The organism is Actinomyces stomatis (assembly GCF_031292835.1).
Taxonomy (GTDB): Bacteria; Actinomycetota; Actinomycetes; order Actinomycetales; family Actinomycetaceae; genus Actinomyces; species Actinomyces stomatis.
Map to the genome: position 1 here is coordinate 1 of NZ_JASPEP010000010.1, position 12,488 is coordinate 12,488.

Sequence of the window (12,488 nt, forward strand, 5' to 3'; positions counted from 1 at the left end):
GCGGGACCGGCGGAACCGGCGAGCCCGGCCTTCCCGAAACCGGGCTGGGAGCGACCGGGCCTCGGGCGGATGTCGCCGTCGGCCCCGACCGCCGGCCCGCCGACGACCTGGTGATCGCCGGGCTCGTCCCCATGAGCACGGTTGACTGGCCCGACCACCTGACCGCGACCGTCTTCCTGCAGGGCTGCCCCTGGAACTGCTTCTACTGCCAAAACCGGGACCTCATCGCCGCCCGCACGCCCGGCCAGGTGGCGTGGGAGGAGGTGCGCGCCCTGCTGCGGCGCAGGCGCGGGCTGCTCGACGGCGTCGTGCTGACCGGAGGTGAGGCCCTGCGCCAGGACGCCCTGGCCGACGCCGCCCGCGAGGTCATCGACATGGGCTTCCAGGTGGGGCTGCACACGGCCGGGCCCTACCCGCGGCGGCTGCGGGACATGGTCGAGGCCGGGCTCGTCAGCTGGGTGGGGTTGGACATCAAGGCGCTGCCCGAGCACTACGAGCAGGTGGTCGGCCGGGCGAACGCGGCCACGAAGGCCTGGGAGAGCCTGGAGGTGCTCGTCGAGGCGGCCGGCCGCGGCGGGCCCGACTTCGAGGTGCGCACCACCGTGGTGCCCGGGGACGTGACGGCCGACGACGCTGTGGAGGTGGCCCGGCGGGTGCATGCGGCGGGGGCGCGGGTATACGCCCTCCAGCAGGCCCGCTCCGAGGGGACGAGCGGCGAGTTCGACGTCGTGGCGCCCGGTTGGGACGGGATGTGCGAGCGCATGGCTGCGCGCATCGAGGTCCTGGGCTGGGACCGTTTCACCTACCGCCCGGCGTAGCTGCTGGAGTTATAGGCCTGTTCGGGGTGAACTCATCCTGTTGATGACCTGAACGGGCTGAGATTGAGTGCGTGTTTTAGCGGTCGGTTAGTATAGCGTCATGGACGCAATAGTTCTATCGGCGAACTCTGCCGAGCCTCTGGGGAGATTGCAGTTTCAGCTTGCGTACTGTGCGGGGCAGGTGCAGCAGATGTAAAGTCATGAGGTTGATTATGTAAGCACGCTGATGTCGATTGTCGGTAATGACCGGCGGGTCGAGCAGAGCATCCCCGTGAAGAGGGATAACATAGTATGAGTGTTTGTGACACCAAGGTGAGATCTGAAAGACTTGCGGAATATGCAAGCGACTGAAGTGCCTTCTTGTAGTTCCCGAAGAAGCCGAATAGAGCCCTCCAAGAGCTATGTAGAAGCGATAGTATGCGACATACATTCATTTTTCACTGGGTGCCAGTTTGGGGTGGGCAATGGTCAAGTCGGCCCATATTCAGGAAAAAGCATTCACCTCATGGAGTGAGTTTTCGCTGAGACCGTGATCTCAATAGAATTTAGAGAGAATTTAATTTGGTATGGTTGAGAATGTTCAGATGATATCCCCTGAGGATCGAGTCCTGGAGGTGTTGTCTCGAAGGTCGATCATCGTTCGAGTTCTGCAAGGCGGTCGTTTTGCTGGAAAGTTCTCCCTCACTGGTGCTTGGCTACGCATTTCGGCGGAAGAGCGTTGGCAGTGGAGGGGTGCGGTAATTTGCTTATTCGTAGTCGAAAATGGACTATCTTCTTATTTTGAACCAGGCTTTTTCTACTCCTTTTCCATTTTGCTGAGAGTCTTGCTGATGTTCTTGGCGGGAATCTGCCTGGTCGGGTTTAAGCGCGACCTTTTGAAGGGAAATTCAGATATAGAAGGGAGGTTGCTAATAGTAAAATTGCATTGGATCTCCAATTTTGGATTTATTGCATCGCTGGCAGCTTCACTCTACCTTTCTGTTGTAGTTTATAGAGCCTATTTGTCTGATAATTTTTCCAGCCTTGCAAGCCTGGGAGTCACTTTAGTTATATTGCCACCCTTACTGGTGATACTAGTTCTTGATTATGTTGGTCCTTATTATATTCCAGGCCCCGGGAGTGGGTATATTCCCCGTGTTCGTATCGCCGATTTCTTCGGTAGATTGGTTAATGCATGCTTAGTTGCCGGTCTAGCATTACTGGGGTTGGAACTGGTTGTCCCGATTATTGTGGGGGACGACACTGAAGTGAATCTACGCAGTAAATTGCTGTCATACTTTGTCGCTTGGGTGCTTGCTTTTCTCAAAGGTGTCGGAAAGTTTGACGAGGCTCTCCGAAACAGACGACATAATCTCGTTGAGGAATTATACTATTTTGCGCACGCACGCGACGCTTTAGAATCTGGTGACTCAGAAGCTGGCAGGCCTAAAATGGGGATGGTGAAACTTTTTAAGTTCATGAGTCGGCGATGTTTGAGTGGAGGTAAGCGCGATTCTCAATGTAGTGGCGCTGTTGGCGGTGTGTCTCGGGTAGAAAAATTCGAAAGAATATCAAGGGTTGTGGAAATTTCGAATCAGCCTGTGATTCGAGGGGTGATCTCTACACCCCTTGTTCCTCGCTCGCTGGTTGAGGCATTTATTGTCACTCAGTTTAGGTGTATATTCGGTGAAGAAACGTTAAAGGCGTTGCCAAGATCAGCGAAGGAATTAATAGCTCGCCCCGGAGGTTCCAGTGAGTACGACATATGCGTCAATCTATTAAGGGAGATCAATGAGAGGAGTGGCGCTACTGGCTTTATGAATGAGGTGCTTTGTGGATTTTATCAATTGTACCACCCCTATGATATTGAAGACTTTGTCTTTGAAGAAGGTGATGATCTTATTGTTGTTGACTTAATTTACAGGGCAATTAGGATGCCTAGATGGTGGTAGGTGTGCGTTGTTTCTTGCGTGAGAGAGATTGTATTCTATTTTAGGTAGGTTTGCGTTTGACAGGCTCGGGTCTGTGATGGGATTATTCTGAGTGCTAGCCTCGAGGCATGAGCTACGACATTCTGATCTTCGAGCCAGACGCGGTCACGGATGAGGACTTTCCCCAGTGGTGGGAACAGGTCTCCCGTTGGGAGGAGCCGCGCGACTACTACACCACCGAGGGCTCTACCCCGGCGATCAGGTCCTTCTACCGCGACCTCATCTGCGCTTTCCCACCGTTAAACGGCCCCGATGCACTGAGCGAGGAGGAGCTCGAGGAGCGGGAGGACAAGGGGCTGCCGGTCGCCGACTACACCATCGGCGCGGACTACATCTACATCGGTGTCGGCTGGTCGGACGCGAATGCGTTGGAGACGACTGTCGGTGAGCTTGCGTGGACGCATCGGCTCGCCGTGGCGTATGTCAGTGATGAGGAGACGATCGTGCGGCCACCGGAACAACCGGTGCAGTCCGCTTCCAGCGTCAGGGTCGACTACGTCGTCCAGCATTCCATGAGGTGAATCCAACCGTGTGAGCACAGGCGGATTCGTGTCACCTGACCTCGCCTGATCCCAGCAACCATCACACTGCCGGTACTCCTGCGCCGCCGGGATGACTGGAACGGAGCGCGCCGTCGGTGCTCGCGGCCTGGAGGACGGTGAGTTACTGGCTCAGGGCGCTGTGGGGAGCGGTGTCCATGGTCGGTGACGGGGCGCACTCCTAGCCTCGAAGCATGAGCTACGACATCCTGATCTTCGAGCCGGACTCCACGACCGACGAAGCCTTCCCCCGGTGGTGGAAGCAGGTCGCAGCCCAGTGGGACGAGCCGCGCGACTTCAGCACCATCGACGGCTCCACCCCGGCGATCAGGTCCATCTATCGCGACCTCATCCGCGCCTTCCCGCCGTTCAACGGCCCCGATGCGCTGAGTGAGACGGACCTGGAGGAGCGGGAGATCGAAGGGCTGCCGGTTGCCGACTACACCATTGGCGCCGACTACATCTACATCAGTGTCGGCTGGTCGGACGCGAACGCTCTCGTCAAGATCGTCGGCCAAATGGCCTGGACGCAGCGGCTCGCGGTCGCCTACGTCAGCGAGGACAGCTCGATCTTCCGGCCCTAGCGGAGGTCGGGGCCGCGGCGCCACGCCGGACTGCTTATGGGCGTGGATGACTTGTCCGATAACTACCGGCTGGTTAGGCTTCTCGTATCCGCTGGAAGGGTTCCCGCATCAAAGGAGACGACCGTGAAACCCGCACGAGCAACCCAGCTCCTCATGACCGCAGGTCTTGCCGTGGCGACGGCCACCGCCTGCTTCCCAGTCCAGCCCCAGGGTGCAAACCCAGCGGCTGCGGCGCCGTCGACCAGCCTCAGCGCCGAGCAGGCGTCCCCCGGCAGCTCGGCCGGCGTGGCGGCCACGGCGACACCGGTCAGCGACGCCTCCGCGCCGGCGGCATCGTCGTCGAGCATGGGGGAGTCGACTGCTGCCGCCCCCTCCGGTGAGCCCTCCGCCTCGCCGAGCGGGACCGCAGCCTCCCCGTCCGACGCCGCAACAGCCTCGCCCTCGCAGCCCTCCGAGGGCTCGGGTCGGGGACGCTCCGATGCCGAGATCAACGGCTGGAGCATCGACTACTTCGAAGGCTTCGAGGCCTCCTTCGAGGACACGAAGTGGGGGCACTACGGCTTGGATAGGGCTGCCGTCGGCCATGGCGCCATGGGAATCATGTCGGATGAGAACTCACTTGTTGAGAACGGCAATCTCATTATCCGCACCCAGTACCGGGATGGGCAGTGGAGCGCCGGTGGCGCCTCGAGCGCTGATGCCTTCGCGGCTTCGCGAGGTCGGTGGGAGGTGCGCGCCAAGTTCCCCCGGGCCAAGGGGATCGGCTACGCGATGCTGCTGTGGCCAGAGGACAAGAGTTGGCCGCCGGAGGTCGACTTTGCTGAGGGACGCGTCAACGGGCCGCGGGTGTCGGGCACCTACCACTGGGGTGACCCCACTCCGAAGGGGCACAAGCAGGACCAGCGGGTCTTCGACAACACGGACATGGGTGGCTGGCACACCTACGGTGTCATCGTGGAGGACGAGTACATCGCCTTCACCTTCGACGGCCAGGAGTGGGGCCGGATCACCCGGGACGACGTCGGCGAAGGCATCACCGACAAGCGGATGTGGTTCGGGGTTCAGACTGGGGCGATGGATCCCAACGACGACTACGCCAAACGGTACGAGACCGTCGACGGCGGTGTCCCCGGCCCGCTCACCCCGGCCGTCTCCGACATCCAGATCGACTACGTCGCCCACTACACCAGGGGTTAGCTCGGCGCGCCGGCGTGGCGTTGCTCCTCGAGCCCTCGGCCCTGCCTCCGCCACCGCAGCCGCAAAGTAGTACATGTAGAACCTTTGTCGTATTCTCGTGTCATGAGTGCAGCGGGTGTGCCGGTTTCTCCGGGGGGCAGGACTGTCGGACTGCGGGAGGTCAATCAACAGGCCGGACGGGTCTACCGTGAGGTCGAGTCCACTGGTGTGCCCGTGACGGTCACCGACCGTGGTCGCCCGATCGCCCAGATCGTCCCGATCCGTGATGACGAGTCCTGGTATGAGCGGATGGTCCGTGAGGGCAAGGTCCGTCGGGCCGCAGACGACTGGGCGCTGCCCGTCAGGCGGTGGCAGGCGCCTGACGGCTTCGACCTGGAGCAGTTCCTCTTCGGTGAGCGCGAGGAGGACAGGTGATCTACCTCGATACCTCGGTGGCGCTGCTCTCCCTCCTAGGGCAGCCTGGAGCTGACGAGGCCGCGAGGCTCATCATGGTTGCCCATGCGACAGAGGGGCTGGTGTCCTCCTGTCTGCTCAAGGTGGAGATGGCGCGGGCGGCGCATCGCGATCACTTCGACGTCCGCGTGGTCGATGAGTTCATCGCGGGGGTGGAGCTCATTGAGATCGGTCCGGATGTCATCGAGCACGCCAGCGCCTTGACCGGTGAGCTGAAGTCTCTTGACGCCATTCACCTGGCGACTGCGATGCTGCTGGACAATCCTCGTCACCCTGTCACAATCCTGACTCACGACGCCCGCTTGGCCGACGCCGCCCGGTCCCGGGGACTGGGCGTGATCGATCCGCTGGGCTCATAGCACCTGATAGACCTCGTCGAAGGGTAGGCGCGGGTTGCGCTCCTGGTAGGCGTCCGGTCCTGGGTGACCGACGTTGATGACCAGCAGCACCTCCACATCCTGACCGGCGAAGAACTCGGTCGCCAACGCCTCGGCATCATCGCCGTTCATGGGGCCGGCTGCCAGTCCGACGGCGCGAATCGCCTGGATGACGTAGGCCGTCTGAATCAGTGCTGAGGCGCGTGCCCATCGTGCCCGCATCTCCGCCCCGCCATCCTCCAGCAGCCGCTGGTAGCGCTCGGCGCGCGGGTGCAGCCGCGGTAGGGACCCGACGAAGGACCGATCGGCTGCGCAGACGAGGGTAAGAGGCGCCCCCGCGGCCTGTTCGCGATTGCCGCTGGGAAGACAGGGCAGTAGCCGTTCCCGGGCTGCCGCCGACTGGATGGCTACCACTCTCAACGGCTGGGCGTTGACCGCCGTCGGCGCCCACTTGGCCAGGTCGTGGATCGCCCGCAGCTGGGCGCCGGTCACCGGCTCGTCGGTGAAGGTATACGCGGTGCGTGCCCCGCTGAACAGCAGCGAGGCGTCGGACTCGGTCAGGACGGACTCGCCGGGCACGGGGCCCGGAACCGGAACGGGGGAGACGACTGCCATGCCCCGATTGAAGCACGTGTCGTCTCCCCTGGGCGGAGGTCGTCCCGACAAGGCAGCCTTGCTGTCCCCCGCCCTTGCTCACCTCGACCTCCTGGCTCAGGTCTCGCAGTGGCTCTCCGTCGCGGAGTCGATCCGCGCGGTGGCGGAGAGTGTGTGCTGTGAGGGCCTGGGCCTGGCTGATCAAGAAGTAGCCGTTCTTCTTGATGGAAGGGTGAGGTTCCGGGCCGAGCGCCGCAGGGAATGAGGCAGGAAGTATGGATGAGAATGCCGCTCCTGGCGCTCGGCCTGATTGTGGTTGTCGGCATCGCCTCCTCGTGTTCTGGTGCTGACGCGGCGCGTCGGGCGCCGTCCGCAGTGAAGCGGTTGAGGACAAGGCAACCGAAGCCGTTGTTGCGAGGGTGTTGGCGCAAACGCTTATGTTCCCGCAACGTTTGGGAGCCACTGGGCGTGTGGGTGGGGCTCGAACGAGGGTGTTGAGCGGAAGCTGGGCTCCAGTCTTGCGGGCCTAAAATTAAGGAACGGCAGGTTAATGATCGTGGCGTCTTTTTGCTTGCTGTGCCGGCGAAAATCTTGTGTATCAATCCGATTGCATTTTGTGCCAGCGTGAACTATTGCTGCTCCTGGAGTGCTTCGATTCTCTTGGCTAGCCGCCCACCATCCCTTCTCGTAACTCGAGGCTTTCGTGAATACGCCCGTTCTACCCTCTATTTCTCCCGTATTTTTCCGTTCCTCTGTGGGGTCAGTGCCTTCTTCGACGTGGCGGCGCCGAGGGCTGCTGAGGACTGCAGCACCCGTCCTTCTTGCCCTGGTTCTTGGCGTTGGGATCGCCGGATGTGACGATGCGTCCGGCGCCAGCAGTGATGCTCCGTCGTCAGCTGCGCCGACTGAATCCCAGCAGGATGCCGGTAGCGGCGACGCCACTGGTTCCGAGGAGACACCGGCCGAAGAGCCTGCTGAGGAGCCTGCCGCTGAGCCGACGGAGGACTCCTCCGGTTGGAGCGGCTGGTTCGGCGGCTCGGATTCAGGGGAGGGCTCCAAGTCAGAGGCGAACTCTGAGTCGGAGTCTCAGAAGAAGTCGGAGTCAGAACCGGAGCCGCAGAAGGAGTTCTACGCCAACTGCAAGGCTGTGAAGGCCGCTGGCGCGGCACCCTTGTATCGAGGTGATCCCGGATATAGCGAAGACCTGGATCGAGATGGAGACGGAATCGCCTGCGAGAAGTGAGGCTCGTCTGTTGCTGCGGTGAGCCACTGTCGGTTCACGCCACTCCAAGCTTTGTCCATAGGTGTCCGGTCATGTCGCGTCGAGTGCTATGTGGCATGACATGGGACAACGTGTTGTCTTTTGTTTTTCTTGGTGAGGTTCTTATGAAGAATTTGCTTGTTCGTCCTGGTTCTTTACTTTCGCCCCGCGCTGGGGTCAGCCGGCTGGGGGTGCTGATGTCGGGTCGCCAGAGGATGGTGGTGAGGTCGGTGTCTGCGGCCCTTGCCATGGCGGCCTGCGCCGGTCTGGCCGGGTGCGGGGTTCCGTCCGTGGCTGATGATGCGGGCTCGCCGGCACCTGTTCCTTCGCCGACGGTGATTGCTTCGCCGTCGCCGTCACCTACTCCGACTCCGTCCCCCACTCCGACCCCGACGCCGAGTCCTACTCCTACGCCGTCGCCTACTCCGACGACGCAGGCCCCGACCTCGGAGCCTCCGATACAGCCTCTGATGCAGGAGTCTGAGCCAACATCAGAGCCCGAGCCGACAACAGAAGAGGAGACTCAGGCCGGCGGTGGTGCGGCGGCTCCCGCTCCGGAGCCGAAGCAGGAGATCACCTACTATGACAACTGCACGGCGGCGCGGGCTGTGGGTGCAGCACCGTTGTACCGAGGTGAACCTGGCTATCGGCCTGGGCTGGATCGAGACAAGGATGGCATCGCCTGTGAGATTAAGTAGGGCCCCGTCGACGCCCGCCGTCTAGAACAGCGGGCGTGAGAGTCTTCCACTTGCTCCATGTGCTTCGTTCGCAACGTTCAGGCGTCGCGAACGAAGCACATCGGGTTGGAGTCGCCGATGGGGCCGTGTTTGAGACATGTGATGTTTGCTCACATTATGCGGGTTGAGGTGGTGCGATGTGAGCGGAGGTCAACTACCTGTAGACGGGAGCCCGCGGAGTCCTCGAGTCCCGCGTGCCATGCAGGCGAGCAGTGCCTGCGACGGGTAGGACTTCACCGACGCCGCCTCAGGCAACCGGGCTGGCGGAATGCCCTGCGACTCCGTGTGATGGAGCGGGCGCTTCGCAATGTGAACGTCTCAGGTCCCAGACCGGTCCGCACTTGAGACCGCTCGGACGGCGTCCGCTGCGGTCGGTGCCTGAACCTGTGTGGTCCAAGCACCGATGGCCACCTCCAGGTGATGCCGGCCTGGCAGAACGGCGACCGGCTCTCGCCGACCATCCTTGGTCGTGCCGATGACGGTGAACCAGGCGGCTCGGCCGAGGCGGTGGAGCAGATCGGCGCCTTCCGGTTCGCAGGCGAGATGATCCATGACGACGTCGAGCGCCGCTCGCCAGGTCTGCATCTCAATCCCTGTCTCGGCGTGCGCGCGCAAGAGGTCGGCGACGAGCAGCATGACGTCGTCTCGAGCGGTGCTGTTCGTGGGGTGCCAGTGCTTGCCGATGACGGCGGCGAGGCGATCAGCGTGTTCAAGTACAGCCGTCTCGGCTTCAGTAGTGATGTCTCGTGGGTGGATCATGAAGAGACCTTTGCTTCCTGTCCTAGAACGTCTTAGAAGCCTGGCAGGCAGGACGTAGCTTCCTGGTAGCTTTCTGTGCGTGACGAACGACGCGATGCCGATCCCCCACGGTGTGACTCAAGTTCTCCTCACCGAAGGGCTTGCCGACGCACTCGGCAAGCAGGCCGATGAGGTCGAAATTAATGAACAAGCGATTGATGAAGTTGAAGTCCCTGAACGATTCGCAAGGCATGTTGGCAACATAATCACCCGAAAGTTAGAAACGATAGAATCGCCGGAAAAGCGTTCAGAAATAGTGCGTCAAATTATGGCGCTCCTGAAATATGCAGATGAAACTCCAGTCAATCCACCCACGGAGTTAACTGCCGTGCTTCCAAAGCGAAGCGTGAACAATCGCCGCTTCCTAGATACTCGACCGCAGACTCCGTTAAACGACGCTGCATTACTGACGAACGCCAAAGGCGATCCGTCTCTTATTAGCGAAATTCGATCGGAAATTGCTACAGCCGATAATGTCGACCTCCTGTGTGCTTTTGTGAAATGGAGTGGACTGAGCCTGTTGGAGCAGGAGTTACGTGCGCTTACTGAGCGAGGAGGGAAACTTCGAGTCATCACGACAACGTACATTGGTGCAACGGAGCGCCGTGCGCTTGATCGCCTCGTTGAAAAACTGGGTGCCGAAGTAAAGATACAGTACGAAATCAACAGTACTCGGCTGCATGCTAAGTCCTGGTACTTCCACAGAAACAGTGGATGGGATACGGCATATGTAGGGTCTTCTAACCTTTCAGTCCCAGCTATGACTGAGGGTGTCGAATGGAACGTGAGGCTTTCAAAGCAGCAAACGGGGCAGCTGTTATCGAAGTTTATGCGCACGTTCGAGTCGTATTGGGCTGACTCGTCGTACCGGTTGTATAACCCCAAGGTAGATGCCAACCAGCTAGATTCAGCATTATCGCAAGCGTCAGGCAAGACTCGAAAGGAATCGTCCATCATCCTTGGTGGTCTCGATGTTCGCCCTTACCCACACCAAGAAGAGATTCTGGAAAAACTTCGTGTTGAGCGTGGTATTCACGACAATCATCGTAATCTTGTGGTGGCGGCAACTGGAACGGGTAAAACTGTTATTGCCGCATTGGATTATAGGGACAATCTTTCAGCTGCTGGATGTTATCCTAGGTTACTGTTTGTCGCTCATAGGATTGAAATACTCGAACAGTCGATGCGCACCTATCGTGCGGTTCTTAAAGAAGGTAGTTTTGGTGAGATTTTAGGAGGTGCGTACGAGCCTCGTAACTGGACTCATGTTTTTGCAACAATACAATCTTTGTCTCGCAACCTTGATCGTATTCTGCCAGATCAGTTTAATGTTGTTGTTATCGATGAATTTCATCACGCGGAAGCAGCGACCTACCGGAAAGTTCTTCAGGTCCTGAATCCAACTGAGCTCCTAGGACTGACAGCAACACCAGAACGCGCTGACGGAGTTGATGTTGCCACATTCTTCGGTAACAGAACCGCGGCGTCTATTCGCCTGTGGGATGCATTGGAAACCGATTTACTGTGCCCATTTCACTATTTTGGCGTTTCCGATAATACTGACTTAAGTGCGCTCAAGTGGGTGCGGGGCAAGTACGATGAAAATGTTCTTTCAGACTACTATACTAACAATGATGCTAGAACTGCTCTTATTATCGAGCAGCTCAACAATAAAGTGTCTGATCCGGAGTCCATGAGGGCTTTGGGGTTCTGCGTGAGTGTTCAGCATGCTCAGTACATGGCGACCGCTTTTTCGGAGGCAGGTCTCCCATCTTTGGCTGTGACAGGATATTCCACAGGTGAAGAGCGGACAGATGCGATAAGGCGTCTACGGTCAGGAGAAATTGTCGCGATCTTTACCGTCGATCTCTACAATGAAGGAATTGATATTCCGGAAGTTGATACTGTCTTGTTCCTGCGGCCGACGGAATCAGCCACAGTATTTCTCCAGCAGTTGGGCAGAGGGCTCCGTAAGTCGGCCGGAAAAGCTGTGCTGACTGTCTTAGATTTCGTTGGTCTGCAGAGGCGCGAATTCCGCTTCGACCAGAAGTTTCGAGCGTTTACAGGTGTTACAAGAAGAGGTCTTCGTGAGGGAGTTGAAAAAGGATTCTCATACTTGCCACCAGGTTGTGATGTGAGTCTAGATGAAGCCTCTCGCGAGGTGATTCTCGATAATCTTAAACGTCAGGTTAATCCTACTTGGAAACAGGTGGTTTCGGAGTATAAAAAACATGCCATAGACGACTCTAGAGGATCTTTGCTTCATTTTATTTCCGAAGCGGACTATGAACTTTCGGATGTCTTGAAGAGCAAGGATAAAAATTGGACGTCATTGCAGCGTGACGCGGGGTTCTCGGTCGATGATACGGGGCCACTGCATCATGAGATCATCAAACGCGGTCAGGCATTGGCTCATGTTGACGATCCGGTTCGTTTGGGTGTTTACCGGAAACTCTTGAATGGAACACTCGGGCCGTGGTCAAAATTGTCTCGTGAGCACCAGCGATTAGCGGCGATGTTGTTGTTCACGGTACGTCCTTCTAGCGTGAATTTTACGAGTCCAGAGCAGGCTTTTGATGTTTTGAGAGCGGAGCCGGCCGCGCTCGCTGAGTTTTTGGAAATTCTTGACGTGGCGGAGAGTCGCATTGACCATTTAGCGAAGCCAATGGAGGGGCGATTGGGAGATGAGGTGATTCTGACTCACGCGAGGTATACCCGAGAAGAGATTGTTGTGGGGATGCGATATGGTGGATTCGAACGCAGGCCAGACTCTTTAAGGGAGGGGGTATTCTATAGTGGTGAACTGTCAACGGATGTGCTCTTGGTTACCTTGAAGAAAAATGAGCGAAACTACTCTCCGACAACGATGTATCGAGATGCGATTATTTCACCTTCAATTCTTCATTGGGAATCTCAGTCAACAACGTCTATTGACTCTCCCACTGGGAGACGGTACGTCAATCATAAAGAGGAAGGGAGTGAGGTGGTCATATTTGTTCGCGAGACTAAGAATGGCGAATTTGGTGGTGCGGCGCCGTATCTCTGCTTAGGGACAGCTGATTTCGTGGATGCTCAAGGAAGTCGACCTATCGAAATTGACTGGAAACTGCGGACGCCGATTCCTGCAGATATCGTCGCCAGGATGACGCTTCAATAATTT

The 12,488-nt window shown here is 58.4% G+C and carries 12 protein-coding genes; 11 read left to right on the forward strand and 1 reads right to left on the reverse strand.

Features of this window, described 5'->3' with window-relative positions; genetic code table 11:
• The first annotated feature begins 131 nt into the window (after nucleotides 1-131).
• The 7 genes from RIV12_RS07130 (at nucleotide 132) to RIV12_RS07160 (ending at nucleotide 5,920) form a co-directional block, all read left to right on the forward strand.
• Entirely contained in the window at nucleotides 132-818 is a 687-nt protein-coding gene (locus RIV12_RS07130) for an anaerobic ribonucleoside-triphosphate reductase activating protein (protein WP_309323017.1), read from the forward strand.
• A gap of 566 nt (nucleotides 819-1,384) precedes the next feature.
• Complete coding sequence (locus RIV12_RS07135; protein WP_309322965.1) at nucleotides 1,385-2,749, forward strand: hypothetical protein; 1,365 nt, start codon at nucleotides 1,385-1,387, stop codon at nucleotides 2,747-2,749.
• Between the two features lie 107 nt (nucleotides 2,750-2,856).
• Entirely contained in the window at nucleotides 2,857-3,309 is a 453-nt protein-coding gene (locus RIV12_RS07140) for a hypothetical protein (protein WP_309322966.1), read from the forward strand.
• Nucleotides 3,310-3,521: 212 nt separating this feature from the next.
• Nucleotides 3,522-3,911 carry a hypothetical protein gene (locus RIV12_RS07145; RefSeq protein WP_309322967.1) on the forward strand — a complete coding sequence of 130 codons (390 nt, stop codon included), beginning with the start codon at nucleotides 3,522-3,524 and terminating at the stop codon, nucleotides 3,909-3,911.
• A gap of 123 nt (nucleotides 3,912-4,034) precedes the next feature.
• A complete protein-coding gene (locus tag RIV12_RS07150; RefSeq protein ID WP_309322968.1) occupies nucleotides 4,035-5,108 on the forward strand; it encodes a glycoside hydrolase family 16 protein in 1,074 nt (357 codons plus the stop codon).
• Between the two features lie 102 nt (nucleotides 5,109-5,210).
• A complete protein-coding gene (locus RIV12_RS07155) occupies nucleotides 5,211-5,522 on the forward strand; it encodes a type II toxin-antitoxin system Phd/YefM family antitoxin (protein ID WP_309322969.1) in 312 nt (103 codons plus the stop codon).
• The gene (locus tag RIV12_RS07160) at nucleotides 5,519-5,920 is read left to right on the forward strand and encodes a type II toxin-antitoxin system VapC family toxin (RefSeq protein WP_309322970.1); all 402 of its coding nucleotides are present in this window, start codon (nucleotides 5,519-5,521) and stop codon (nucleotides 5,918-5,920) included. The genes RIV12_RS07155 and RIV12_RS07160 overlap by 4 nt, the downstream gene beginning before the upstream one ends.
• Here the strand turns inward: RIV12_RS07160 and RIV12_RS07165 are convergent.
• Nucleotides 5,915-6,553: a malonic semialdehyde reductase gene (locus RIV12_RS07165; RefSeq protein WP_075417784.1), complete on the reverse strand. Its 639-nt coding sequence runs from the start codon at nucleotides 6,551-6,553 to the stop codon at nucleotides 5,915-5,917. The genes RIV12_RS07160 and RIV12_RS07165 overlap by 6 nt on opposite strands.
• Nucleotides 6,554-7,295: 742 nt before the next feature.
• Between RIV12_RS07165 and RIV12_RS07170 the strand changes: the two genes are divergently transcribed.
• The 4 genes from RIV12_RS07170 (at nucleotide 7,296) to RIV12_RS07185 (ending at nucleotide 12,485) form a co-directional block, all read left to right on the forward strand.
• The gene (locus tag RIV12_RS07170) at nucleotides 7,296-7,775 is read left to right on the forward strand and encodes an excalibur calcium-binding domain-containing protein (protein ID WP_309322971.1); all 480 of its coding nucleotides are present in this window, start codon (nucleotides 7,296-7,298) and stop codon (nucleotides 7,773-7,775) included.
• Nucleotides 7,776-8,263: 488 nt separating this feature from the next.
• Nucleotides 8,264-8,491, forward strand: a complete 228-nt coding sequence (locus RIV12_RS07175) for an excalibur calcium-binding domain-containing protein (RefSeq protein ID WP_309322972.1) — start codon at nucleotides 8,264-8,266, stop codon at nucleotides 8,489-8,491.
• Between the two features lie 459 nt (nucleotides 8,492-8,950).
• Complete coding sequence (locus RIV12_RS07180; protein ID WP_309322973.1) at nucleotides 8,951-9,325, forward strand: hypothetical protein; 375 nt, start codon at nucleotides 8,951-8,953, stop codon at nucleotides 9,323-9,325.
• A gap of 43 nt (nucleotides 9,326-9,368) precedes the next feature.
• Nucleotides 9,369-12,485: a DEAD/DEAH box helicase gene (locus RIV12_RS07185; protein WP_309322974.1), complete on the forward strand. Its 3,117-nt coding sequence runs from the start codon at nucleotides 9,369-9,371 to the stop codon at nucleotides 12,483-12,485.
• The last annotated feature ends 3 nt before the right edge of the window (nucleotides 12,486-12,488 follow it).

What these genes read in the sequence shown, in the direction of transcription:
- RIV12_RS07155 (WP_309322969.1), top strand. Translation starts at nt 5,211, where the DNA reads ATGAGTGCAGCGGGTGTGCCGGTTTCTCCGGGGGGCAGGACTGTCGGA.
- RIV12_RS07135 (WP_309322965.1), top strand. Translation starts at nt 1,385, where the DNA reads ATGGTTGAGAATGTTCAGATGATATCCCCTGAGGATCGAGTCCTGGAG.
- RIV12_RS07175 (WP_309322972.1), top strand. Translation starts at nt 8,264, where the DNA reads ATGCAGGAGTCTGAGCCAACATCAGAGCCCGAGCCGACAACAGAAGAG.
- RIV12_RS07130 (WP_309323017.1), top strand. Translation starts at nt 132, where the DNA reads ATGAGCACGGTTGACTGGCCCGACCACCTGACCGCGACCGTCTTCCTG.
- RIV12_RS07140 (WP_309322966.1), top strand. Translation starts at nt 2,857, where the DNA reads ATGAGCTACGACATTCTGATCTTCGAGCCAGACGCGGTCACGGATGAG.
- RIV12_RS07165 (WP_075417784.1), bottom strand. Translation starts at nt 6,553, where the DNA reads ATGGCAGTCGTCTCCCCCGTTCCGGTTCCGGGCCCCGTGCCCGGCGAG.
- RIV12_RS07145 (WP_309322967.1), top strand. Translation starts at nt 3,522, where the DNA reads ATGAGCTACGACATCCTGATCTTCGAGCCGGACTCCACGACCGACGAA.
- RIV12_RS07180 (WP_309322973.1), top strand. Translation starts at nt 8,951, where the DNA reads ATGCCGGCCTGGCAGAACGGCGACCGGCTCTCGCCGACCATCCTTGGT.